Consider the following 24,763-nt stretch of genomic DNA (forward strand, 5'->3'; position numbering starts at 1 on the left):
GGGGTGGCGGCGGCCGAGGCAGGCATCGTCAAGGCGGTCCGGTCGCGGTTGTTACCGCTCCAGTGGTCCGACAGGACGTGCCCGTTAATGTGACCGGCATCGGCTCAGTGGAAGCCTTCAACACCGTTACCGTAAGAGCGAGGGTTGACGGCATACTGGAAAAGATCGCCTTCACCGAAGGCCAAGAGGTAAAGGCCGAAGATCTTCTGGCCCAGATCGATCCCCGCGTTTATGAGGCCAGGCTCAGCCAAGCGCAAGGGGTAAAGGCGAAGAATGAGGCACAGCTTGCCAACGCGAAGCTCGATCTCGATCGAGCCGTGAAGCTTGGGCAATTTGCAACTCAGCAGGCGGTGGATACCGCTCGCGCGCTGGTCCGCCAGTTGGAAGGCTCGCTGCAGACCGACCAGGCCAACATCGACGCAGCCGCTTTGGATCTCGAATACACCAGCATCCGCGCCCCGATAGCCGGGCGAACCGGGGTACGGCTGATTGATGCAGGCAATTTCGTTCGAGCGCGTGAGTCGAGCGGAATAGTGATCATCACGCAGCTTGAGCCGATCTACGTATCCTTCTCGCTTCCGCAACAATACCTCGAAACGGTGCAGCAGGCGCTTGCCAAGAGGCTGGTTCCGGTGGTGGCGCTCGATGCCGACGGGAAGAGGGCATTGGAAGAGGGCGCCCTGTCGGTCCTTGACAATCGCATCGATGCTCAGACCGGCACGATCAAACTCAAGGCCACGTTTGCCAACGCACATCGCAAGCTGTGGCCGGGGCAATTCGTTAACGTCCGCGTCCGACTCGACACCGTCAAGGATGGCACCGTCGTGCCGAGCGCGGCGGTGCAGCGCAATGCGAGCGGCACCTTTGCCTATGTGGTGGACCAGGACAACCGGGTCGAGATGCGGCCGATCCGGGTCGGTCAAGTCGATGACATCGTCGCGGTCGTCGAAGCTGGCCTTGAGCCTGGTCAGCAGGTCGTTATCACAAGCCAGGAGCAGCTCCGGCCGGGTGCGAGCGTGATTCCCTCCGAAACCAAATCACACCAGGAAGGAGCCGTTCGCCAGATCGCGCCGTCGAAGCTTGCATCAGAGGGGGCAGCGAGTCAGGAGCGTCGACCCTCGCCATGAGCATATCCGCGCCCTTTATCGCGCGTCCGATCGCCACCACATTGTTAAGCCTTGCGGTGCTCATCGCGGGTGGCCTCGGATTCAGGTTGCTCCCGGTCTCCTCCTTGCCCGAGATCGATTTCCCGACTGTTCAAATCTCAACCCAGCTTCCTGGTGCAAGTCCGGACACCATGGCCTCCCTGGTCACAACACCGTTGGAGCAGCAGTTGGGGCAGATCGCGGGCGTGACGCTGATGACTTCGACAAGCTCTTTCGGCATCAGCGTAATCACCATGCAGTTTGTCCTGGACCGGGACATCGATTCCGTGGGGCAGGACGTTCAGGCCGCGATCAATGCGGCCGCGGCTTCACTGCCGAGCGGCCTTCCTTACCCACCCGTGTACAAGAAGGTGAACCCGGCGGACCAGCCGATTCTCATCCTGGCGCTCACGTCCGAAGCGTACCCGATCACGAAGATCCAGGACATCGCCGACACGGTGCTTGCGCAGAAGCTGAGCGAGGTGACTGGCGTTGGCGCGGTGACGATCCAGGGCGGGCAGAAGCCTGCGGTGCGAGTCCAGGTCAACCCGGCCCAGCTCGCTGCCTACAACCTGAGCCTAGAACAGGTCCGCACGGTCTTGGGGCGCACGAATGTCGATCAACCGAAGGGCAGCTTTGACGGGCCCAATGAGGCATTCACGATTGCGGCCAATGACCAGATCCTGGTGGCTGACTCCTATGCTGACGTAATCCTCGCGTACCGCAACGGCGCTCCGGTCCGCGTGCGCGACGTTGGTACCGCGGTTCACGGAGCCGAGAACGCGAAAGTCGGTGCTTGGCTCAACGGGCAGCCAGCCGTCATCCTTGACGTCCAGCGTCAGCCGGCCAGCAACATCATCCAGACGGTCGACCGGGTTCAGGAACTTCTGCCACGGCTGCGAGCGGGCCTGCCGCCGGAGGTCCGTTTGACGATCCTCAGTGATCGGACGCAGACCATCCGAGCCAGCATCGCCGATGTCGAGTTCACGCTGATGCTCACGACAGCCCTCGTGGTGCTCGTGATGTTTCTGTTTCTGCGCCGCTTTTGGGCAACGGTCATCCCGAGCGTCGCGATCCCGCTGTCGATCGTTGGCACGTTCGGCGTCATGTATTTGGTGGGCTTTGGCCTCGACAACCTCTCCCTCATGGCGCTCACGGTCGCGACCGGCTTCCTGGTCGATGATGCCATCGTCATGATCGAGAACATCGTGCGCCGGATGGAAGACGGCGAGACCGCGCTGGAGGCCGCCTACAAAGGCGCACGCCAGATTGGGTTCACGATCGTGTCCCTAACCGTGTCGATCATTGCGGTGTTCATCCCGCTGCTATTTATGCGCGGCATCGTCGGGCGGTTGTTCCGGGAGTTCTCAGTGACTTTGTCGGTCACCATCGTGGTGTCGGCGATCGTATCGCTGACTCTCACTCCAATGATGTGCGGGCACCTCCTGCGCCGGGAGCAGGGGCGGCGACGCAACGCGTTCTTGCGGATGTCCGAGCGTGCGTTTGCCGCGACGCTCGCACTCTACGAAAGCAGCCTCGCATGGGTGATGCGACGGGAAGCGGGGACCCTTGCCGTCGCAGTGGCGACGCTGCTCACGACTATCGTGCTCTACCTTGTCGTGCCGAAAGGCTTCCTGCCCGTCCAGGACACCGGCGTGATCGTCGCGACGACCGATGCGGAGCCCGGGATATCATTTCATAAGATGATGCGGCTGCAGGCTCGGGCCGCCGAGATTGCGCTGCGCGATGCGGACGTTGCCGGGGTGGATTCCTTCGTCGGTGTCGGCCTCGTCAATTCGACGCCGAACACGGGACGCTTGACTATCGTGCTCAAGCGCCGCGACCAGCGGACTGAGACGGCCGCCGAGATCGCGCGCCAGCTGCGTCGCGCAATGACGAAGGTGCAGGGACTCTCGATCTACCTCCAGCCCGCACCTGAGATTCAGATCGGCACGCGCACCAGCAGGACCCAATACCAGTACATCCTGGTTGACGCGAACCCCGTGGAGCTGGCCGACTGGGCCTCAAGGCTGCTTGAAAAGCTGCGCTCATCGCCATCGCTCCAGAACGTCGCTAGCGATCAGCAAACTGGCGGCCTTGCAGTCGACATCGTGATCAACCGCGACAAGGCCGGTCAGCTCGGGGTGCTTCCGCAGACTATCGACGATACACTTTACGACGCCTTCGGGCAGCGCCAGGTCTCGACCATCTACACGCAGCAGAACCAGTATCACGTCGTGCTGGAGGTGGCGCCGGATTTCCAGCTCGACCCGGTCGAGCTGGGACGCCTCTACATGCCCTCGAGCCAGGGCGTGCAGGTCCCGCTGGAAAGCTTCGCGACGGTACGCCACGGGAATGCCCCCCTTGCAATCACGCATCAGGGCCTTTTTTCAGCCGTCACGCTTTCCTTCGATCCGGCGCCGGGCGTCTCACTCGGGGGGGCGGTTCGGATCCTGCGTGAATCCGAGAACGCTATCAGCATGCCCGATTCGGTGATTGGGTCGTTTGCTGGAGAGGCAGCCGAGTTCCAGGCCTCGCTCGCAAGCGAGGTCTGGCTGATCCTCGCTGCCGTGATCGCAGTCTACATCGTGCTCGGTGTGCTCTATGAGAGCACCATTCACCCGATTACGATCTTATCGACCTTGCCTTCGGCGGGAATCGGCGCGTTGATCGCGCTCATGGTCACGGGCAACGATCTGTCGCTGATAGCGATCATTGCAATCATCCTCCTCATCGGGATCGTCAAGAAGAACGCGATCATGATGATCGATTTCGCGCTGGACGCGGAGCGGACGCAAGGGTTGCAGCCCCGGCAAGCGATCTTCGAGGCCTCGCTCAAACGCTTCCGCCCGATCATGATGACGACGATGGCGGCTCTGCTCGGCTCCGTTCCGCTCGCGTTCGGTTCCGGTCCCGGATCGGAGCTGCGCCGCCCCCCTCGGCATTGCAATCATCGGCGGCCTGCTGCTCAGCCAGTTCCTGACGCTGTACACGACGCCGGTGATCTACGTGGCACTGGACCGAGTCCAAACGGCGCTTCGACGGCGCATGCGAATGGTCATGGATACAGCGGGGTGAAGTAGTCCCGCGTCCAGTTCCGGTCGGAGCTTATCATCGTGAGCCTTCTCGAGACCTGTCTGCGGCGACCAATCGGCATCAGCCTATTGATGCTGGCGCTGCTATTGAGCGGTGGGCTTGCATTCTTGTTCCTGCCCGTGGCGTCCCTTCCGCGGGTTGACTATCCGACGATCATGGTCACGGCGGCGCTTCCGGGCGCCGAGCCTCAGACGATGGCCACGGCAGTCGCAGCGCCTCTGGAGCGGCGCATCGGACAGATCGCCGGGGTCACGGAGCTCACCAGCTCGAGCCTCCTCGGCATTGCGACCCTTGTCGTCCAGTTCGAGCTCAGCCGCGACATCAACGCAGCTGCTCGCGATGTGCAGGCGGCGATCAATGCGGCGGCGCCCGATCTTCCGACCGGCATGTCGACCCCACCAACTTGGCGCAAGAACAACCCCTCGGCGGCGCCGGTCCTGATACTGGCCCTGACGTCCGACGCGCTTCCGCCGGGCGCGGTCTACGAGGCGGCACAGACAATCCTGGCCCAACAGCTCTCCCAGGTGGAGGGGGTCGGGCAAGTCACTGTCAACGGCTCGGAGAAGCCGGCAGTGCGTGTCCAGGTCAACCCAGCGGCGCTTGCCGCGATGGGCCTCGGTCTTGAAGACGTACGGACCGCCCTGAATGGCGTTAATGCGGCGGGACCAAAGGGCCGCATAGACGCTCCGGATGTCTCTTATTTCGTCCGCGTTAATGACCAAATGCGCAAGGCCGATGAATACAAATCAACGATCCTTCGCACGCGCCATGGCACGCCGATCCGGCTCGATGCGGTCGCTTCCGTCGTTGACAGCGTCGAAAACGTCCGCACCTCAGGATGGTTCAACAATCAGCCTGCGGTGCTGGTCTTCGTTTTCAAGGAGGCGAACGCCAATGTCATCGAAACGGTCGATCGTATCCGGGCGCTCCTTCCAACCCTTCGGGCCTGGCTCCCGCCGGCAATAGACCTTTCGGTAATGAGCGATCGGACGGAAACGATCCGCGCCAGCGTGCATGAGGTCGAGCTTGCTCTTCTGATCAGCCTCGGGCTCATCGTAACGATCGTTTTCGTGTTCCTACGGCGGCCTTGGGCCACCCTGGCGGCCGCAATCACGATCCCGCTATCGATCGCCGGGACATTCGGAGCGATGTACCTGCTAGGTTACAGCGTCGACAACTTGTCTCTGATGGCGCTCACGATTGCGACCGGATTCATTGTGGACGACGCGATAGTGGTCATCGAAGCGATCAGCCGCCGGATGAGCGGCCATGAGCAGGCGTTCGAGGCGGCTCTCGGAGCGGCTCGCAAGATCGGTTTCACCGTGGTGTCGATCAGTGTGTCGTTGATCGCCGCGTTGATTCCGCTGCTGTTCATGGGTGGCATGATCGGACGGATTTTTCGCGAATTCTCGGTCACGCTGGCGCTAGCCATAACTGTATCCGCTATCGTGTCGCTCACGTTGATACCGGTCATGGGCGCTTATCTTGGGCATGCGCGTACAGAGGTGCGTGCCCCTGTGCTTGGGCACGTCTTCCAGAAGGTGCTTGCCGGGTATGAGTCCCTCCTCATCCTCGTCTTGCGCCATCGTCCTGCCATCCTCGTCGTGATGGGGGTGACCGTGTTGGCAACCGTTGCTCTCTGGATGCAGGTGCCAAAAGGATTCTTTCCCCAGCAGGACACTGGCGCCATTGTTGGCATCGCCGAGGCACCGATGACCGTTTCCTTTCGGGCCATGAGCGAGCGGGTCCAGGACCTCATGCGCATTCTGTTGAAGGATCCGGCCGTCGCAAGGGTAGGGAGCTATACCGGGCAGTCGGGTGGCGCCACGAACCAGGCGCGGATCTTCATCGCCCTGAAGCCACTTGCCGAGCGTGGTCTCGACACGGACCGGGTGATCGCCCGATTGCGGCGGGCGACCCGCGAGGTGCAGGGGGTTGCGCTATACATGGTCTCCGTCCAGGACCTGCGCGTGGGCGGTCGGATCTCGAAGGCGCAATATCAGTACACCATCACCGGACCGGACCTGGGTGAATTGGAGACATGGGCAGCACGGCTTGTCGAGCGGCTGAAAGAATTTCCCGAGCTGCGCGACGTGACCACCGATCTTGAAACGGGCGCGCTGCAGACGATGCTCGTCATCGACCGCGACGCGGCGGCCCGCCTTCAGGCAGCGCCTAATGACATCGACCAGACCCTCAATGATGCGTTCGGGCAACGCCTGGTGTCGGCGATCTATGCCCCGCATTTCACCTACCATGTGGTCCTCGAGGCGAGCCCGGAGCTTCAGGAGGATCCTTCTTCGCTGGCAAAGGTGTACGTGGCCGGCCCCGGCGGGAAGCAGATCCCGCTGGCGAGCGCTGTCAGGGTGGAGCACGGCGTCCAGATGAACTCTGTCGCCCATCAGGGACAGGCGCCCGCTGTGACACTCACGTTTTCCATGCGGCCGGGGGGTCGCGATCCAGCGGGGGACCGAGATTGTTGAGCGGATCATGCGAGAGCTCGGCGCACCGAGCAGTATCCAGGGAAGCTTTCAAGGCAGCGCGAGGGCATTTACCGACACGCTCGCCACCATGCCCGTGTTGATCGCGGTGGCCCTTGTCGCCGTGTACATCATCCTCGGCGTCCTCTACGAGAGCATCATTCATCCCGTGACGATCCTCTCGACCCTTCCATCAGCCGGTATCGGTGCCATCCTGGCGCTGTGGGCAACCGGGCATCCACTCGATCTTATCGGGGTGGTCGGGATCATCCTCCTCATCGGTATCGTCAAGAAGAACGCGATCATGATGATCGACTACGCGCTCGTTGCCGAGCGTGAGGGCGGCCGCTCGCCGGAACAGGCGATCTTCGAGGCATGCCGGCTGCGGTTTCGTCCCATCATGATGACGACCCTGACAGCAATCCTGGGCGCCGTGCCGCTGGCAATCGGAACCGGTGTGGGGGCTGAGCTTCGGCAGCCGCTCGGCATCTCGATTATCGGCGGACTCGTGGTGAGCCAGTTATTGACGTTGTTCACGACGCCGGTCGTCTATCTGGCGCTCGACCGGCTGCTCCCCGAAGCGCCAGGGCGCCGCTTTGCACGACGAGTCTCGCGAGTTCGCGCATGAATGAGACGCAGCACGACACGAGAAGAATCGCCGTATTGAAGGTATGGTATCTTCTTGCGGTGATGGCGGTCGTGTTCGCGGTCCCAGCGCTGCCGCTGAGCCAGTCGTTGCGGTGGCTTGCAATTTCTACCCTCGCAGTCGTTCAGGGCCTCATCCTCTTGGCATACGGTGTCGCGCTCGGGGACGTCGCCCGCTTGGCTTTGCGGCTCAAATGGCTGTTTGTGTTCCTGATCGGTGTGTACGCCCTGCTTCCGCCAGCTACTCCATCCGAAAGGGACTTGCTCGTCGACTGGCATATTCCCGGGCTTGGGTGGGCGCTGTCGATCAATCTGAGCGGGCTCGAGCATGCCGGACTCATGTGTTTGCAGATCATCACTGTCCTGCTGACCTCGGCGGTCGTGCGCTTGACGGGAAGGGGCCGCGATCTGATCGATGGCTTGCAGGCATTCCGGTTACCGCCACTGTTCGTTCACGCGCTCGACCGGACCCTGGCGCTCCTCGAAGGCACCCAAAGGAGAGGGCGCGGAGCGCGCCGCGCTAGCGATCGGGCGTCCAGGTCAGAATCGTTTGCCGTCTTGCGCCAAATTCTGCGTGGCGATGTAGGCGCCTTTGCCGACACGATCCGGGCGAACATCGCGCTCGCAGACGGCCAGGCCGGCTCCGATCCTGATGTCCGCGTCGGGGATCGATTTGCCCACGACGTCGCGGTGATCACGGGCATCGCCCTGTGCATGGCGTCGCTCAAGATGTTCAAGATCCTGCCCGGTCTACCCTTTGCGTCAGGCCATAAAATGTTCCTGCTGTTCCCGCTCTACGTCGTCGCCGCGCGGCTCACTCGATCTCGGTGGGGCGCTACGGCGGCTGGTTCGATCATGGGCGTCATCGGTTTCCTCCAGGGCGACGGCCGGTTCGGAGCGCTTGAAATCATCAAGCATATCGCGCCCGGCGTAGTCATCGATCTCGGCGAGCCGTTGGTTCGGCGATGGCCATCGTGGGCGCTCGGCTACTGCGTACTCGGCTTCTTTGCGGCAATCGCCCGCACTGCAACCGAATTTGCCGTCGTGCTTTTGCTCGGTGCCCGGGCCGAGATCTATCTCTTTCCCGCCGTTAAGCTGGTCCCGAACCTGATTGCTGGGGTGCTCAGCGGTTTCGCGGCGGTGGTCGTACTGCGCGTCGTGGAGGCGCAGAAATCGTCGCCAACGTCCGAAGCGTGGCCGAACTCGCGCGCGCTGCACGAAGCCGCCACGCGGCCGGCTGACGAGGACTTGGGCGGTGGACCCAGTGAATCGTCCTGAAGCGGGAACTCTGGTCGCCGCGTGTGTCGCGTTTGCACTCCGCATCGGGCCGACGAGCTGCCTTGCCGCACCGCACTACTGGAGGCCCCGGTTTTCCAAGGCGGTCTTGCATCTTTCCGACAGTGCGTCCGGGTTCTGGCTTCGCAGGCAACGGCCGGCTCTTCGCTCCTGACCACCGCAGAGCTTCTCGATCTCGGGCTGGCAGGCGCTGCGAACCTGTCCCTCGCTGCGCGTGGTGTCCTCCGATCCTTTGCCGCGTTGATCCTGACCGGGTACGCCTTGGACGCAACAAACCAATATCAGCGCGCTCAAAACTACTCGCATCATGGCCATTCTCGTGCTTGCGATGCCAGTCTCGCGCATTTGTAGGTGCGCGTGGCGACATCGCGCCTTCGCCGCATGGTCTTGCCATCGTCATTGTTCGCGAAAGCGAAGGCCGATCCGATCGCGAACGGCCAAACTCGTAGCAGCGGGAAATGTTCCAGCACGGTGTTTTGGCCGCACGACTTATCAGCAAGAGGCTCTTCTAATTGCGTACAAGCAGAGCTGCAGCTGTTGGCGCGAAGCGGACCAGAGATCACGCCGGGGATTGGGGTGATTGGCGTTATTTTCGCCTAAAAAAAAAGGAAGCCGTCCTTCGATCGGTTGCGAGGTCCGTCGCTGGAAACAAAAAGCCGACCTAGGAGGCGGCCTTTTGAGGTGGTCCGGATTTTGCCGTGCCTTTACTCGGATGCACTAGCAATCATGCGGCTGATCTGGCTCGCGCTGAAGCTCCGGCCTCGGGCGGTGATATAGCGAGCCTTGGCGAGCTCCGCGCTGATCTTGAGCAGGGAAGGCCGTGGCTTGCGGGCTGCGATCTCCAGCGCCGCCTTGACCGCGTCAGGCCGCGTCTCGCCTATGCTCTTGCGGCCTTCGGCGCGACCAAGACCGGCGGCCTTCTTCCGCTCGCGCGCACGCTTCAACCGCGCCACAAGGCGTGCCTTCTCCAGCTGCGCAAAGACGCCGGCGATCTGGCGGACGGCGATCTTGAGCGGGTCGTCAGTGCGGGTCAGGTCGTCACCGGCGACCGTGAGCACCTGGACCTTGCGCGGCGGCTTCGTTTTGAAGTCCGCTGCCTTTCCGTTCTGGCGGCATGGTCCTGTTTCCGGTCGGGTGGTTTGGGAATCACGGTGGTCATTGGTCTGGTCTCCTTTGATGCGCGCTGCGAACGCGCAATTTCCTTAGTTGGTGATGACGGTCAGCCATCGCCAGCGCGCTTGCGAACGCAGACGTAGCTCGTCACCTTCTCGACGAGGTACGGCGTCCAGATCTCGCCGGCGACGTGCTGGCGCATCTCGGCGAGATTGATCCGCTGGTTGGTCCTGGTTTCGACGGTGACGGTGTACTGATCGCCGATCGGATCGAGCGCGCCGCTGATGAAACCTTGCCTCAGCGACTCTTCCGCGGCCTTGAGCGCGGAGATCTGCTTGCGGAGGTCATGCAGGCGATCGGCGGGTTTGGGGAGCGGTCGTGAAACGCCTTGCAATTCAATGCATGGCGATTTCCCCAAACTCTGGTCTAAGTATTCGATTTCCTTGGATTCGCTCCCTTCCCCGTGGAATCCGAGAAGCGCACCGTCACGGGGATCGTGCCGCCGTTGAAAAGGGCCGCTCGGCTTAGCTCTGCTGCTTCCGGAGATGCTTTGAAACTACCCTCGACCACGATGCCTTTAGCATGATTGGCACGAAATCCGGGATGTACCCCGAATACTTTGTTCATTGCATTGACGAGCTGTCCCTCGAGGGGCTTGTCTTGCGCCAGTGCAACGACGGGCAACGCCAAACCCAACCCAACTAGCGCAGCAACGACTGTGCAGTTTGTCATGGGGGGCCTCCTATGTAAGGCGCAAGCAGTATAGCACCGAAAAGCTGGCCTATGGGCGAGTTCAGTCTCGGTATGAGTCAGTCAGCGCGAGCGCATTGCGCCGGCGAGGCGATGGAATAGGTAGAGCGCACGTCGGCTTATGGCCCGACGCAGACTGTGTACGACGTCAGCTCGTATGTCGGCCGTTTGGGGTAAAGCGGACTTGTTATGCTCTACACGAGGTTTTCCGAGTCTGACCCGTTTCGGACATTTTCTCATCCGCCGAGCTGAATAGCGCCGGCCGGCTGCGTGCATCAATGGGCATGCATTGCTCAGGGACGAACGCGGATGATCGTATTCCCCTTGCGCCGCCCGGTCGGATTTAAGGCGGCGACCGCATCGTCGAAGGTCGAGACTTTGCCGATGTTCGTCCGCAGTCGTCCGTCCCGCACCCGCTGGACGATCTCACTCAGTTGGGAACGATCGGGCTCGACGACAAAGTCGAGTGCCAGTCCGTCGGAGGGCCGCGCCTCGGCCGGCCCGACGACGGTGACCAGCGTTCCTCCGGCTCGAATCAGTCCTGCGGACCGCTTCTGGATGTCACCGCCGATGACATCGAACACCAGATCGACTTTGCCGACATCTTCCAGGGCGTCTTTGTCGAGGTCGACGAACTCCTTCGCCCCAAAGTCGAGCACCGTCTGACGGTCGGCGGCGCGTCCGGAGCCGATGACGTGGGCGCCGGCCTCTCGTGCGAGTTGCGTCACCATCGAACCGACTGCGCCGGCCGCGCCGTGTGCGAGGACGCTTTGCCCCGCCTGAAGACGGCCGTGCTGGAATAGCCCTTGCCATGCGGTCAGACCCGAGACCGGCAGGCTCGCGGCCACCGTGAAGTCGATGTCACCCGGCAGCGGCGCGAGATTGCGTGCCTCGATCGCCACATACTCGGCCAGCGTGCCGTCGCGATACCAGTCCGCGAGGCCGAACACCCGCTGTCCCACCGACAACCCCGTAGTGCCATATCCGAGAGCGGTGACCACTCCGGCCAGCTCGTGCCCAGGAATCGACGGTGTTCGGTCACGCTCGAGGCGATCGGTCCAGGTCGAGGGCCACGTCAGCTCAGTAGGGACAAATCCCGACGCATGAACCTGAACAACGACGTCGTTTATCGATGCCTGCGGCTCGGGCCGGTCCATCAGCCTCATCCCGGCCGTTCCCGCGGCCTGTTCCGTTACAACGATCGCCTTCATGGGAATTATCTCCTCGGTCTTTGTCTCTTTGGTGCCACTGTTGCAGGGAGGGTGAACGCGCCTCCACAACCGCCAGGCAGTGTGGAAGTCCTGTCCCTGTGTCTGCGATCTGCGCTGTTTGCATCGGCCGGGGCTCCCGCAAGACGGATCGGGATCGCTCCGATCGCTGGTACCTGCGGATAGATGCGTTGCGCTTGGTCATAGAACAGCACCAAGATTGTAAATTTTGGCTGTACCAAGCGCGATGGCTGCCCTCGGCGTTCAATTCGCTTTTTGGAAAAAGGGCTCCGTTTGCTGCCCAGATTTTCTCGGCGGGAGCGCATTGAGACGGCGAAAGGAATTGAGATTGCAAGCGCCGCCACGCGTCATTTCCGCTGTTGGCCCATCGCGTCATTTGGCTGCGTTGCGGAATTTGGTCGCCCCCCAAAGCTGACTTTCACCAAGCCTTCTGAAATATTCGGTTCGGCACGAAGAATGCGTTTGCAACAGCCGAGCCACTCACTCCGGACGCCTTCGGCGATCCTCCGAAGCAGGTCTGCGCCGGAGCACTGTCCGCAGGAGGACAAAGAAGAGCAAGGCTGCGACTGGCCAATGAAACCAGATTCTGTGCGCACCGCTGAAAACATTGATTAGAATTAGAAAGCCCGAAACTGTGAGGGCCACTTTAACGGGGCGAGGCAGGTTCGCTAACCGATCCGAAATGGAGCTGATCCACGTGGTGGACTCGTATGGGGCGCGAATTCGTTGAGCTCCGGCTTCCGAGGCTGAAACTGCTCCAACTTGGGGCGCAGGGCTTTCGTCAACGGGGAAGCCATGTCGCCCGACGGCTCGGTCCATGGTCACTCGATAGCTTGTTACGGGAGCAACGTTCTTCATCTGTTGCTGGCCGAGACAGTCAAAGCTAACGGATAGTTTGTTGTGCACCTGATCGTAGACGGAGCCGGAGACCACGACGCCACCGGGCTCGGCGAGTTCCTGCAGCCGCGCCGCGATGTTGACCCCGTCGCCGAAGATGTCGGAACCGTCCACCATCACATCGCCGAGATTGACGCCGATGCGAAACCGCATCTGCTGCGCGTGAGGTGGGTCCGAATCCTGATTGGAAATTTCCTGTTGAATCTCGATCGCACACTGCACGGCCTCGACAACGCTGGCGAACTCGGCGATCACGGAATCGCCCCAGGTGTTCACGATTCGCCCGTCGTGACGCTCCACCAATCCTGCAATGGCGCTGCGGTAGCGGCGCAGCGTTTCCAGCGTTCCCGCTTCATCTGTACCCATGAGGCGAGAATAGCCGTGCGCATCGGCGCACAGGATGGTGGTCAGCCGTCGTTTCACCTTGTCATCGGTCATCGACCACAGGGTAGCCTCCCTGACCGCCAAATGCATCAGGCATCGTCTGGCGCCACAGCGGTTTGAAGGCCCGGTCCTGGCCCTTCTCGACCGTCCCCGACAGTTGCGTCGATGTCGGCTATCAGGGGATAGACCGGACGTAGGTCGTGCTGACCTGAACTTCCGAGTCTGACCCTGAGCGGTCATTAATGCCGGCCCAACGCTGCCCCTGCCATGGGCATGACAAATGCCCTTTGGGCAAACGGGGCTCTTCCTTGATTGCCGCTCACATGTCCGCCACAAAGTGCTAGGCTCCTCCTTATCGAAGCGGCGTGGTTAGTCTGGTCGTTCGGAGGACGCTGTGGCGGAGCAGCGGTTCAAAGGCGATTAGCGGCGATCTTGGCTGCCGACGTGGTCGGTTACGCTGCGTTGATGCAACGCGCTGAGGAAGCCACCTACGCCGAGGTTGAGCGGCTGAAGCGCGAAGTAATCGAGCCCAGCCTCTCCCGCTACGACGGGCGACTGATCAAGACCACGGGTGACGGCGCGTTGGCCGAGTTCGCAAGTCCATCGGCTGCGGTGCGATGCGCGTTGGAGATACAGGAAAGCATCGCATTAGGTCGAAGCTCCTTTAAGCTACGCATTGGTCTCAATCTCGGGGAGGTGATTGTCGGGGCTGACGGCGATCTTTTTGGCGACGGGATCAACGTCGCTGTCCGGCTTGAGGGGGCCGCTGATCCGGGCGGCATCCTGATTTCCGAGAAGGTGTACAGCGAAGTTGAAGGCAAGCTGGACGTTGGCTTCGAGGATCGCGGCGAGCAGCAGCTCAAGAACATCTCCAAGCCTATCCGCGCTTATGCCTTAGGCGCCCGAGCGCATGGCGCGCCGATCGAGAAGTTGGGCGCGGCCCTTCCACTCCCAGACAAGCCTTCCATCGCCGTGCTGCCGTTCCAGAACATGAGCGGAGACCCCGAGCAGGAGTATTTTGCCGATGGGATGGTTGAGGAAATCGTCACCGCGCTCTCGCGGTTCAAATCGTTATTCGTGATAGCTCGCCATTCGAGCTTTACGTTTAAAGACAAAGCAATCGATATCAAGGAGGTCGGACGCAGACTTGGCGTGCGCTACGTCCTTGAGGGGTCTGTACGCAAGGCATCAGGAAAAGTTCGCATCACAGGGCAGTTGATTGATGCGATTACGGGGCGCACATCTGGGCGGACAGGTTCGAACGTGACCTGACGGACGTTTTCGCTCTCCAGGACGAAGTAATGGTGGCAGTTGTCTCAGCCATTCAGCCAAAATTGCTTCAAACAGAAATTGCATTGGCTACGCGACGGCGACCGGAGAACCTCACCGCACATGATTGTTATCTCCGAGCCTTGCACTATCCGTTCACCCGCGAAGGATTGGCCGAGGCGATTAGGTTGGCTGACCGCGCCTTGGAGCTGGACCCTCGGTTCGGGGTCGTCGCGGCTCTGGCAGGTGCTTGTCATATGGTTAACGTCCTGTTGGGCTATGCCAATGATACTCAATTCGAGCGCAAGGAAGCAATTCGGCTTCGTCGCTTGGCCTTGAATGTCGACGATGGTGATCCTGACACGTTAGCGTGGGCTGCCATAATCTCTGCGTACATGATCGACGATAGTGAACGTGAGATCGAAATGGCTGACCGCGCGGTCGCGCTCAACCCAAATTCATTTACCGCATGGAACGGCAGAGGCCAGGTCTATAGAATTGCGGGGCTGCTGGAGGAGGCGCTCCGCAGCTGGGAACGCGCCATGCCCATGAGCCCGGTAGACCCGCGGCTACACCTGACGTTTGTTGGAATGGGGTTTGCCTTTATCGAGCGTGGTCGCTTTGAAGAGGCCATCGCCGCAGCGAAGAAGGCCCTACATCAAAACCCCTCCTATTCGGCGGCTTACCGCTGCCTTGCGTCCGCTTGCGCCCATCTCGGACGTGACGCCGAGGCGTGTGAGGCGGCAGCTCGTCTGCTTGAGGTCGATCCCACCTTTACAATATCGGCGTGGATCGCTCGGGGTGGCTATTCAAATTCAAAGCTGGGGATCGAGGGCCTTCGGAAGGCGGGACTGCCCGAATGACCTCGCGCCCACGAGGTGATCGAATGACCGCTTCTGGCCCCCGAGGCGAAGTCCGGCTTGGCTTTGAAGTGGTCTGCTTATCGGGGGTGACCTGAAGTGATTTGCCGCCGTTGAAACTGGCGCTCTTGACCACCAGCGGACATTCTGTTCATTCTTCTTACCTTATCGCAGTAGTTTATGAACTCCGCCTCGTCGCATTGGCCGCAATCGCGGCGGCGGCGGTCCGATTTTCGACTCCCAGTTTCGCGTAGATTTGTTCTAGATGCTTGTCGACAGTGCGCGGGCTTAATCCCAGAATCTGCGCGATGTCGCGATTGGTCTTGCCCTTGCTGAGCCAGGCCAGCACCTCTCCCTCTCGGGTGGTAAGACCGAGTTCACTGGTGAATTCGGGCGGCTGCGCAGTGCCCGACTCCTTGGAGAGCCGCAGCAGGAACTCGTTCTGCGCGGTTTCGCCCATGTAGTAGAGCCGGAGTTGCGGATTGTCGGGCAAAAAGGCGGCCTGGGACTTCGCGCTGCCCTTGCCCTTCGCCTGTTCCAGCCATTGCAGCAGTGATGGCTGCAGGACGAAATCGTCGTCGGCCTGCGCGCCGTGATGATCGGCCAGCAGTTTTTGCGCCTGCGGCGTCGCCCAGAGGACGTGGCCCTGACGGTTGACGGCGAACAGGAAGCGGCCGGAGACGTCGAGCGCGGCGCGCGCGCTCTGGGTCAGCCGCGCATTGCCGAGATGGACACGGATGCGCGCCAGCATCTCCTCGACCACGATCGGCTTGGTTACATAGTCGACCCCGCCGGCCTCCAGCCCGCGCACGATGTGCTCGGTCTCGGCCAATCCCGTCATGAAGATCACGGGGACATTGGCGAGGCCCGCATCGCGTTTAAGCCGCCGGCAAGTCTCAAATCCGTCGATGCCCGGCATCACGGCATCGAGCAGCACGATGTCGGGCGTGATCTGGTCGACAATGCGCATTGCGGCTGCACCGTCGAGGGCCACCATCACCGTCATGCCTGCGCCGTCGAGTGCGTCGGTGAGCAGCCGGAGCGTCTCCGGGGAATCGTCGACAACGAGCGCGACGTCGCGTTTCTTCGGCTCAGTGTTCATACGCATGCAACGTCTTCAATGTGGCCATGTACTGGTCGAGGTCGAAGCAGTCGATCAGCGACCGCATCTGCGCGACGAAGTCGGCGTGTTCGGGATGCTCGTTGCCGATCTCGTCCAGTTTCAATTGGATGCCCTTGACGTAGCCGATCTGACCGAGCCCGAGTAGTGCCTCGATGTGCCGCACCGGTGGTCGCGAGCCGCTCTCCGGTCGCCACGGGGGCACGACGATTTCGTCCGACCCGTATTGCCACTCGATCTTGAGGAGCTGGCGGATGGTCTCCAGCAGCCGCGGGATGTCGATTGGCTTCATCAGATAGCCGTCGTGGAAGGGTTGCGCCAGCGGTGTGCCGTGGGCCTCCAACGCACTCGCCGACACCATCAGGATGCGGGCCTGATGATGACCGCTCGCGCGTAGCGACTCTGCCACGGTCCAGCCGTCCATGCCCGGCATCGAGATGTCGAGCAGGAACAAGTCGGGCCGGCAATGCTGGGCCAGCGCGAGGCATCCGGGACCGTCGGTGGCGCTGAGCAGGATAAAGCCCAGCGGCGTCAGCACCTCGCGCAGGAGGTCGCGATGAACAGGATCATCGTCGGTGATGAGGATGGTCTTGCGCGCGCCATGATAGCCGGAGACCGGGGCCTCCACCGGAGCGATGCGTTGCGGATTGGTGACCTCCGACAGCAGAATCTTGACCTTGAACGTGCTGCCGGCGCCGACCGTGCTCAGGACCTTGATGTCGCCACCCATCACGCCTGCCAGCAGCCGGCTGATGGTCAGGCCGAGCCCGGTGCCGGTCTGCGGCTGCGAAACACCGAGCGCGCCGCGCTCGAAGGGGGCGAAGATGCGTTCGAGATCGTCGCCCTGGATGCCGGGGCCGGTGTCGATCACCTCGAATTCGGCAACAGGGCTGCGGTAATGCACGACGAACTGGACGCTGCCGGTCTGGGTGAACTTGATGGCGTTGGAGAGCAAATTGATCAGCACCTGTCGCAGCCGCTTCTCGTCCGCATACACCACCACCGGCAAATGCGCCGGCCGCCTGAACACGAAGTCGATGCCTTTGGCGGCGGCCTGAAGACGGAACATGCCGACGAGCTGATCTAGGAACTCGCTGAGCCGCACCTCGTCGCGTGAGAGATACAGCCGCCCCGCCTCGATCTTGGAGATGTCCAGGATACCGTCAATCAGGCCGGAGAGATGATCGGCGCTGCGGCGGACCACACGGACCTGGTCGCGCGGTTTGGTGTTCAGCGTCGCATCCTGCTCGAGGAGCTGGGCATAGCCGCTGATCGCGTTCAGCGGCGAGCGCAGCTCGTGGCTGAGGCCCACGACATAGCGGCTCTTGGCAAGGTTGGCGGATTCCGCGACCTCCTTGGCCCGCTGCAATTCGGCGTCGGTGCGCTTGTGTGCGTCGATCTCCTGGATCAACAGCGCGGTCTGCCGCCGCGTCTCTGCCTCCGCCGCGCGGCGGCTCTGCTGCGCCAGCACGAACAGCCAGGCGACGACGCCGATGATGATGCTGAGCGAGAAGAACACCTTCCACAGCACGTTCGAGACGAGCATGTTCTCGCCATGCACGCTCGCCGAGGTCTGGAGATAGATCAGTCCCAGCACCAGCGCGACGAGGCCGGCGGAGATCACGAATACGCCGACATAATGGCCGAACTGCGAATTGATCCGCTCATAAATCGGCTGCGGCAAAATCCTGCCGAGTGCGTCGGAAAACTGCACCTGCGCGCGTGCATGGGGCTTGCAGAGATCGTGGCAGCGCGCATCGAGCGAACAGCACAACGAGCAGATCGGACCGACATAGGCCGGGCACGATGTCGTGTCCTCAGGCTCAAAACTGTGCTCGCAGATACAGCACTGGATCGCCTCGATAGTGGCCCAGCTCTTCTTCGGCTTGCGTGCGATGTAGAATTTGCCGTCGGTCAGCCAGGCGATGGCCGGCGCGGTGACGAAGGCGACCGTCAGCGCAACGAAGGCGGCGAGCGCCTTCATGGTCGGACCGAACAGGCCGTAGAACGCCGCGATCGAGACGATGGTCGCGATCGTCATGGCGCCGACGCCGACCGGGTTAATGTCGTAGAGATGGGCGCGCTTGAATTCCATCTGCGGCGGACGCAGGCCGAGCGGCTTGTTGACGACGAGATCGGACACCAGCGCGCCGACCCAGGCGATGGCGACGTTGGAGTAGAGCGCGAGCGTCTGCTCCAACGCCTTGTAGACGCCGATCTCCATGAGCAGCAGCGCCACCATCACGTTGAACACCAGCCAGACGACGCGGCCGGGATGGCTATGGGTCAAGCGCGAGAAGAAGTTCGACCAGGCGATCGAGCCGGCATAGGCGTTGGTGACGTTGATCTTGAGCTGCGACAGGATGACGAAGGTGCCGGTCAGGGCGAGCGCAAGGTCCGGCTGCGACAGTACATATCGGAACGCCTCGAGATACATGTGCGCGGGCTCGGCGGCTTCTTCGGGCGGCACGCCGTGGCTCAGCGCGAAGAAGGCGAGGAACGAGCCGGCCAGCAGTTTCATTGCGCCAAGCACGATCCAGCCGGGCCCTGCGCTCATCAGCGCGATCCACCACGATACCCTGGAGGCGCGGTGATCGCGCGGCAGGAAGCGCAGGAAGTCGACCTGCTCGCCGATCTGCGCCACCAGCGAGAACACCACGGACGAGGCGACACCGAACAGCAACAGATCGAAATGACCATTGAGATCGCCATGCTCGCCGGAAAACTTGCGCCATTCCGTGAACGAATGGGGATTGGCCCACGCGATCGCGGCAAAGGGCAGAAGGTGCAGGATGACCCAGAGCGGCTGCGTCCAGAGCTGGAAGCGGCTGATCAGCGTGATGCCGTAGGTGACGAGCGGAATAATCGCGACCGCGCTGATGAGATAGCCGATCGGGCGCGGAATGCCGAAGCACATATCGAGTGCCGTCGCCAGGATCACGGCCTCGATCGCGAAGAAGATGAAGGTGAAGGAGGCGTAGATCAGCGAGGTGACAGTGGAGCCGATATAGCCGAAGCCGGCGCCGCGGGTGAGCAGATCAATATCGATGCCGCATTTGGCTGCGTAATAGGCAATCGGTGCGCCGCAGCAGAAGATGATGGTGGAGACGACGAGGATCGCCGCGCTGGCGTTGGTGACGCCGTAGTTCAGGGTGATGGTGCCGCCGATCGCCTCCAGCGCCAGGAAGGAAATTGCGCCAAGCGCAGTGTTGGCGACGCGGGCGGCAGACCAGCGGCGCGCGCTCTTGGCCGTGAAGCGCAGCGCGTAGTCTTCCAGCGTCTGGTTGGCGACCCACTGGTTGTACTGGCGCCTGACGCGGTCTACTCGCTGCCGCCCTGCCACTTGACCCCACTCCCGATAACCGACCCGAAGCCCTCGCAAATTCCGTACCAAAAGCCTACGTCGGTATTTTGCGGTGCAGTATACGCGATCTTGCGTATGCTTGCGGTGCACAAATCCGAGCCATCCTCACGGGACCAATCGCGTGTCTTCGAACAAAAAGTGGGGTGCTCATGTCAGACGAAGCCAACAAGGGCCTGAATTCGCCGCTCCGGCGTAAACTGCTGATGGGAATGGCAGCGCTGCCGGCCATCACGATGCTGCCGCGGACGTCCTTCGCGCAGGCGCCGGCGACCTCGGTGGTCAACACCACGGGCCTGGCGGTCACCGACACCGAGGTAACGGTCGGCATCCTCCACTCCGTCACCGGCACCATGGCGATCTCCGAGACCGGTTCGGTCGAAGCCGAAAAGCTCGCCATCGAGCAGATCAATGCCTCGGGCGGCGTGCTCGGCCGCAAGATCAAGTTCATCCAGGAAGACGGCGCCTCGGACTGGCCGACCTTTGCGGAAAAAGCCAAGAAGCTGCTGGTCAACGACAAGTGCGCGGCCGTCATGGGTTGCTGGACCTCGGCCTCGCGCAAGGCCGTGCTGCCGGTGTTCGAGCAGTACAACGGCATGCTGTACTACCCGACCTTCTACGAAGGCCTCGAACAGTCCAAGAACGTCATCTACACCGGCCAGGAGGCCACCCAGCAGATCATCGCGGGGCTTGACTGGGTCAACAAGACCAAGGGCGCGAAGACCTTCTACCTGCTCGGCTCGGACTACATCTGGCCTCGCACCTCGAACAAGATCGCGCGCAAGCACATCGAAGGCCATCTGCAGGGCGCCAAGGTCGTCGGGGAGGAATACTTCCCGCTCGGCCACACCCAGTTCAACTCGGTTATCAACAAGATCAAGCTGACCAAGCCGGACGTGATCTATGCGATCATCGTCGGCGGCTCCAACGTCGCCTTCTACAAGCAGCTCAAGGCGGCGGGCATCGATCTCTCCAAGCAGACGCTGCTGACGATCTCGGTGACCGAAGACGAGATCGACGGCATCGGCGGCGAGAACATCGCAGGCGCCTTCGCCTGCATGAAGTACTTCCAGTCACTCGACAATGCCAACAACAAGGCCTTCGTCTCCGCTTTCAAGAAGATGTGGGGCGAGAAGACGGTGATCGGAGACGTCACCCAGGCTGCCTATCTCGGCCCATGGCTGTGGAAGTTGACGGTGGAGAAGGCCGGCTCCTTCGACATCGACAAGGTCGCGGCCGCATCGCCCGGCGTCGAGTTCAAGGGCGCGCCGGAAGGCTATGTGCGCATCCACGAGAACCATCATCTCTGGTCGAAGACGCGCGTCGGCAAGGCCAAGGCGGACGGCCAGTATGAGCTGGTCTACGAGACCGCCGATCTGGTCGAGCCCGATCCGTTCCCGAAGGGCTACCAGTGAGCTCGGCGCTCATCTGAGTTCTCCTCATTCTCCGACATCAGGCGTGGACCTCATTGGCCCACGTCCTCCATTCCCGCGTGTCGTCTGCTGGCGCGCGGCCTGACTTGGAATTCCGGAGGGCGGTTTATGTTCGGTGACTATTCGCTCGGTGATCTCGGTGCCATCTTCGCGATGCAGGGCTTTGCCGGGTTGATCCTGTTCTCCGTCTACGTGCTGATGGCGCTGGGGCTCGCCATCATCTTCGGCCAGATGGGCGTCATCAACATGGCCCATGGCGAGTTCATGATCCTGGGCGCCTACGTCACCTGGATGACCTCGAACGCCGTCCAGCAATTCGCGCCCTGGCTGTTCCCCGGCTACTTCTTCATCGCCATGACATTGGCCTTCATCGCCTCGGGCGCGCTCGGCATGCTGGTCGAGTGGGCGATGATACGGCATCTCTACAAGCGCCCGCTCGATACGCTGCTTGCAACCTGGGGCCTCAGCCTCATCCTGCAGCAGGCCTATAGGTCGGTGTTCGGCGCACGCGAGGTCGGCGTCGAACTGCCGGAGTGGATGATGGGTTCCTGGCAGGCGACCGATTCCATCCAGATCCCGATCAACGGCATGTTCGTGATGGCGCTGACCATCCTGATTACCATCGCGGTTGCCTATGTCCTCTTCTGGTCTAGCTGGGGCAAGCAGGTCCGCGCGGTGGTGCAGAACCGGGTGATGGCGGGCGCGGTCGGCATCAACACCGAGAAGGTCGATCGCTACACCTTCGGTCTCGGTTGCGGCATCGCCGGTGTGGCGGGCTCAGCCTTCACCATGATCGGCTCGACCGGGCCGACCGCCGGCCAGCTCTATATCGTCGATACCTTCCTGGTCGTCGTATTCGGCGGCGCCGCCAGCCTGTTCGGCACCATCGCCTCGGCCTTCTCGATCTCCCAGACCCAGTCGACGCTGGAGTTCTTCCTGTCGGGATCGATGGCCAAGGTCATCACTCTGCTGACCATCGTCGCGATCCTGATGGTGCGACCGCAGGGGCTCTTCGCGCTCAAGGTCCGCAAGTAGGAAGCAAGTAGAAACAGGCAGGCATCCCAGTCATGATCAACGCGCGCTTCTTCAATCGCTCAGAGCTGATCGGCTTCCTTGCGCTCGCCGTGCTGCTCTTCGTCATCCTGCCGCTGTCGCTGGATATCTTTCGCCTCAACCTGGTCGCCAAGTATCTGACCTACGCCTTCGTCGGCATCGGTCTGGTGATCTGCTGGGGCTATGGCGGCATCTTGAGCCTCGGCCAGGGCGTGTTCTTCGGCCTAGGGGGCTACTGCATGGCGATGTATCTGAAGCTGGAGGCGTCCAGCGTCGAGAACACCAAAATCCAGTCGACGCCGGGCATTCCCGATTTCATGGACTGGAATCAGCTCACCGCGCTGCCGTTCTTCTGGAAGCCGTTCCACAGCTTTCCCTTGACGCTGGTCGCGATCCTGCTGGTGCCCGGGATCTTCGCCCTGATCATCGGTGCCGCCATGTTCAAGCGCCGGGTGGGCGGCGTCTACTTCGCCATCATCACCCAGGCGATCGCTGCGATCCTCACCATCCTGATCATCGGTCAGCAGGGTTATACCGGTGGGGTCAACGGCATCACCGACCTGCGGACGCTGCACGGCTGGGATATTCGCACCGACCACGCCAAGTTCATCCTGTACTTCGTCGAGGTGGTGTTGCTGTTCGCCTGCGTCATCGCCGCCCAGTTCATCCGCCTGACCAAGCTCGGCCGCATCCTGGTGGCGATGCGCGAGCAGGAGGACCGCGTCCGCTTCTCCGGCTACAGCGTCGCCAATTTCAAGATCTTCGCCTTCTGTGCGGCTGCGATCTTCGCCGCCATCGGCGGCGCCATGTTCACGCTCGAGGTCGGCTTCATGTCGCCGTCCTTCGTCGGCATCGTGCCGTCGATCGAGATGGTGATCTACACCGCGGTCGGCGGCCGCATGTCGATCTTCGGCGCGGTCTGGGGCTCGTTGCTGGTGAACTTCGCCAAGACCTCGCTGTCGGAATCCTTCCCGCAGCTCTGGCTGTTCGGCTTGGGCGCGCTGTTCATTGCGGTTGTGCTGGCCTTCCCGAACGGACTGTCCGGCATCTGGGCCGACTACGTCCAGCCGCGCGTCGATCGGCTGTTTGGATCACGCAAGTCGGGCTGGAACGACAATTCGGTCGCCGACGGCGCGCCCGCAGAGTGAGGAGATCGTCATGCTCGTTGGACATCAGCCCAAGGAATTCCTGCTCGCGGTCAGCGGCCTCACCGTCTCCTTCGACGGCTTCAAGGCGGTCAACGATCTCTCCTTCTATGTGGAGGAGAATGAGATCCGCGTAATCATCGGGCCGAACGGCGCTGGCAAGACCACGGTGCTCGACCTGATCTGCGGCAAGACCAAGGCGACTTCCGGCTCGATCCAGTTTCGCGGGCAGGAGCTCACGAAAATGAGGGAGAACGAGATCGTCCAAACCGGCGTCGGCCGCAAGTTCCAGACGCCGTCGGTGTTCGAGGACCTCACCGTGTTCGAGAATCTCGAGATCTCGTTTCCGCGCGGCCGCACGGTGTTTGGCTCGCTGACCTTCCAGCGCGACCAGCCGGTGAAGGAGCGGGTCGGGGAGGTCGCCGAGATGATCTTCCTCAAGGACAAGCTCAACACCTACGCATCCGAGCTCAGCCACGGCCAGAAGCAGTGGCTCGAGATCGGCATGCTGCTGATCCAGGATCCGGACCTGTTGATGCTCGACGAGCCAGTCGCGGGCATGAGCGTGTCCGAGCGCGCCAAGACCGCCGAGCTGCTCAACCGCATCATCAAGAACCGCTCGGTGCTGGTGATCGAGCACGACATGAAGTTCGTCGAGGACATCGCCCACAAGGTCACCGTGCTGCACCAGGGCCAGATTCTCTCGGAAGGGACCATGGAGAAGGTGAAGAACGACCCCAAAGTCATCGAAGTTTACCTCGGTCATTAGGAGCGCGACGATGCTGGCAATCTCCGATCTTCACGTCGCTTACGGCCAGAGCGAGGTGCTGCACGGCCTCAACGTCAAGGTCGCGCCCAACGAGATCGTCGCGATCATGGGCCGCAACGGCATGGGCAAGACCACGCTGATGAAGTCGCTGATGGGCATCCTGCCGGCAAAGAGCGGCTCGATGACCATGGACGGCGCCGAGCTCGGCGGGCTCAAGAGTTACGAGCGCGTCGCCAAGGGGCTCGCTTATGTTCCGCAGGGCCGCATGATCTTCTCCACCATGACGGTGAAGGAGAACATCGAGACCGGCCTCGTGGTCACCGGCGAGTCCGAGGTGCCCGGCGGCATCTACGAATTATTCCCGGTGCTGCTCGAGATGAAGGGCCGTCGTGGCGGCAATCTCTCCGGTGGCCAGCAACAGCAGCTTGCGATTGCGCGTGCGCTCGCGACCAAGCCGAAGGTGCTGCTGCTGGACGAGCCGACCGAGGGCATCCAGCCCTCCATCATCAAGGACATGGCGCGGACCCTGAAGCGCATCCGCGACGAACGCGGCCTGTCGATCGTCGTGTCCGAGCAGGTCCTGAGCTTTGCGCTCGATATCGCCGACCGCGTCCTGGTCATCGAGAATGGCGAGATCGTCCGCGACGATCCGCGCGACAGCGTCGATGCCGCGCAAGTCTCGAAATATCTGTCCGTCTAACCAACCGTGTAAAAGGGG

Annotated in this window: 17 protein-coding genes and 2 pseudogenes; 12 read left to right on the forward strand and 7 right to left on the reverse strand. The window is 61.9% G+C overall.

Annotated features, from left to right (window positions below):
- The 5 genes and pseudogenes from AC629_RS02375 to AC629_RS02390 form a co-directional block, all read left to right on the forward strand.
- On the forward strand, positions 1–1,127 hold a 1,127-nt coding region (locus tag AC629_RS02375; RefSeq protein WP_084803176.1), incomplete at its 5' end, for an efflux RND transporter periplasmic adaptor subunit.
- A pseudogene (locus AC629_RS02380) lies at positions 1,124–4,223 on the forward strand (efflux RND transporter permease subunit). The gene AC629_RS02375 and the pseudogene AC629_RS02380, both read left to right, overlap by 4 nt.
- A gap of 38 nt (positions 4,224–4,261) precedes the next feature.
- Positions 4,262–6,724, forward strand: a complete 2,463-nt coding sequence (locus AC629_RS02385; protein ID WP_283845297.1) for an efflux RND transporter permease subunit — start codon at positions 4,262–4,264, stop codon at positions 6,722–6,724.
- A gap of 7 nt (positions 6,725–6,731) precedes the next feature.
- Positions 6,732–7,349, forward strand: a complete 618-nt coding sequence (locus tag AC629_RS49715; RefSeq protein ID WP_283845299.1) for an efflux RND transporter permease subunit — start codon at positions 6,732–6,734, stop codon at positions 7,347–7,349.
- Positions 7,346–8,644: an energy-coupling factor transporter transmembrane component T gene (locus AC629_RS02390; RefSeq protein ID WP_084803177.1), complete on the forward strand. Its 1,299-nt coding sequence runs from the start codon at positions 7,346–7,348 to the stop codon at positions 8,642–8,644. The genes AC629_RS49715 and AC629_RS02390 overlap by 4 nt, the downstream gene beginning before the upstream one ends.
- 722 nt (positions 8,645–9,366) lie before the next feature.
- On the opposite strand, the gene AC629_RS02400 is transcribed toward AC629_RS02390, so the two are convergent.
- The 5 genes and pseudogenes from AC629_RS02400 to AC629_RS02420 all read right to left on the reverse strand — a co-directional run bounded on the left by AC629_RS02400 (position 9,367) and on the right by AC629_RS02420 (position 13,089).
- A complete protein-coding gene (locus AC629_RS02400) occupies positions 9,367–9,720 on the reverse strand; it encodes a hypothetical protein (protein ID WP_084803179.1) in 354 nt (117 codons plus the stop codon).
- Positions 9,721–9,881: 161 nt separating this feature from the next.
- Positions 9,882–10,169 (reverse strand): hypothetical protein, encoded by a 288-nt coding sequence (locus AC629_RS02405; RefSeq protein ID WP_084803180.1) that lies wholly within the window; start codon positions 10,167–10,169, stop codon positions 9,882–9,884.
- 65 nt (positions 10,170–10,234) lie between these two features.
- Positions 10,235–10,507: pseudogene (locus tag AC629_RS02410) on the reverse strand (catalase); the annotation flags it as partial.
- Between the two features lie 311 nt (positions 10,508–10,818).
- Positions 10,819–11,736 (reverse strand): NADP-dependent oxidoreductase, encoded by a 918-nt coding sequence (locus AC629_RS02415; RefSeq protein WP_084803181.1) that lies wholly within the window; start codon positions 11,734–11,736, stop codon positions 10,819–10,821.
- A 498-nt stretch (positions 11,737–12,234) separates the two neighbouring features.
- On the reverse strand, positions 12,235–13,089 hold the full coding sequence (locus tag AC629_RS02420; protein WP_084803192.1) for an adenylate/guanylate cyclase domain-containing protein: 855 nt from the start codon (positions 13,087–13,089) through the stop codon (positions 12,235–12,237).
- A gap of 378 nt (positions 13,090–13,467) precedes the next feature.
- On the opposite strand from AC629_RS02420, the gene AC629_RS48205 reads away from it, so the two are divergent.
- Together AC629_RS48205 and AC629_RS48210 are read left to right on the forward strand one after the other, a co-directional pair.
- Positions 13,468–14,307: an adenylate/guanylate cyclase domain-containing protein gene (locus tag AC629_RS48205; protein ID WP_245331679.1), complete on the forward strand. Its 840-nt coding sequence runs from the start codon at positions 13,468–13,470 to the stop codon at positions 14,305–14,307.
- 29 nt (positions 14,308–14,336) lie between these two features.
- Positions 14,337–15,167: a tetratricopeptide repeat protein gene (locus AC629_RS48210; RefSeq protein ID WP_245331680.1), complete on the forward strand. Its 831-nt coding sequence runs from the start codon at positions 14,337–14,339 to the stop codon at positions 15,165–15,167.
- Between the two features lie 175 nt (positions 15,168–15,342).
- On the opposite strand, the gene AC629_RS02430 is transcribed toward AC629_RS48210, so the two are convergent.
- Both AC629_RS02430 and AC629_RS02435 read right to left on the reverse strand, forming a co-directional pair.
- Positions 15,343–16,272: a response regulator gene (locus tag AC629_RS02430; protein WP_084803182.1), complete on the reverse strand. Its 930-nt coding sequence runs from the start codon at positions 16,270–16,272 to the stop codon at positions 15,343–15,345.
- Entirely contained in the window at positions 16,256–19,627 is a 3,372-nt protein-coding gene (locus AC629_RS02435; protein ID WP_084803183.1) for a hybrid sensor histidine kinase/response regulator, read from the reverse strand. Before AC629_RS02435 ends, AC629_RS02430 begins: the two co-directional genes overlap by 17 nt.
- 170 nt (positions 19,628–19,797) lie before the next feature.
- Between AC629_RS02435 and urtA the strand changes: the two genes are divergently transcribed.
- The 5 genes from urtA to urtE all read left to right on the forward strand — a co-directional run bounded on the left by urtA (position 19,798) and on the right by urtE (position 24,745).
- Complete coding sequence (gene urtA, locus AC629_RS02440) at positions 19,798–21,060, forward strand: urea ABC transporter substrate-binding protein (RefSeq protein WP_084803184.1); 1,263 nt, start codon at positions 19,798–19,800, stop codon at positions 21,058–21,060.
- 126 nt (positions 21,061–21,186) lie between these two features.
- Positions 21,187–22,113 (forward strand): urea ABC transporter permease subunit UrtB, encoded by a 927-nt coding sequence (gene urtB, locus AC629_RS02445; protein WP_074122618.1) that lies wholly within the window; start codon positions 21,187–21,189, stop codon positions 22,111–22,113.
- 32 nt (positions 22,114–22,145) lie between these two features.
- Positions 22,146–23,279, forward strand: coding sequence for an urea ABC transporter permease subunit UrtC (urtC, locus tag AC629_RS02450; protein WP_084803185.1), 1,134 nt, complete (start codon positions 22,146–22,148; stop codon positions 23,277–23,279).
- Positions 23,280–23,289: 10 nt separating this feature from the next.
- Positions 23,290–24,045: an urea ABC transporter ATP-binding protein UrtD gene (gene urtD, locus AC629_RS02455; RefSeq protein ID WP_084803186.1), complete on the forward strand. Its 756-nt coding sequence runs from the start codon at positions 23,290–23,292 to the stop codon at positions 24,043–24,045.
- Positions 24,046–24,055: 10 nt separating this feature from the next.
- Positions 24,056–24,745, forward strand: a complete 690-nt coding sequence (urtE, locus tag AC629_RS02460; protein ID WP_084803187.1) for an urea ABC transporter ATP-binding subunit UrtE — start codon at positions 24,056–24,058, stop codon at positions 24,743–24,745.
- Positions 24,746–24,763: the final 18 nt, after the last annotated feature.

This window comes from Bradyrhizobium sp. NAS80.1, assembly GCF_001908205.1.
Taxonomy (GTDB): domain Bacteria; phylum Pseudomonadota; class Alphaproteobacteria; order Rhizobiales; family Xanthobacteraceae; genus Bradyrhizobium.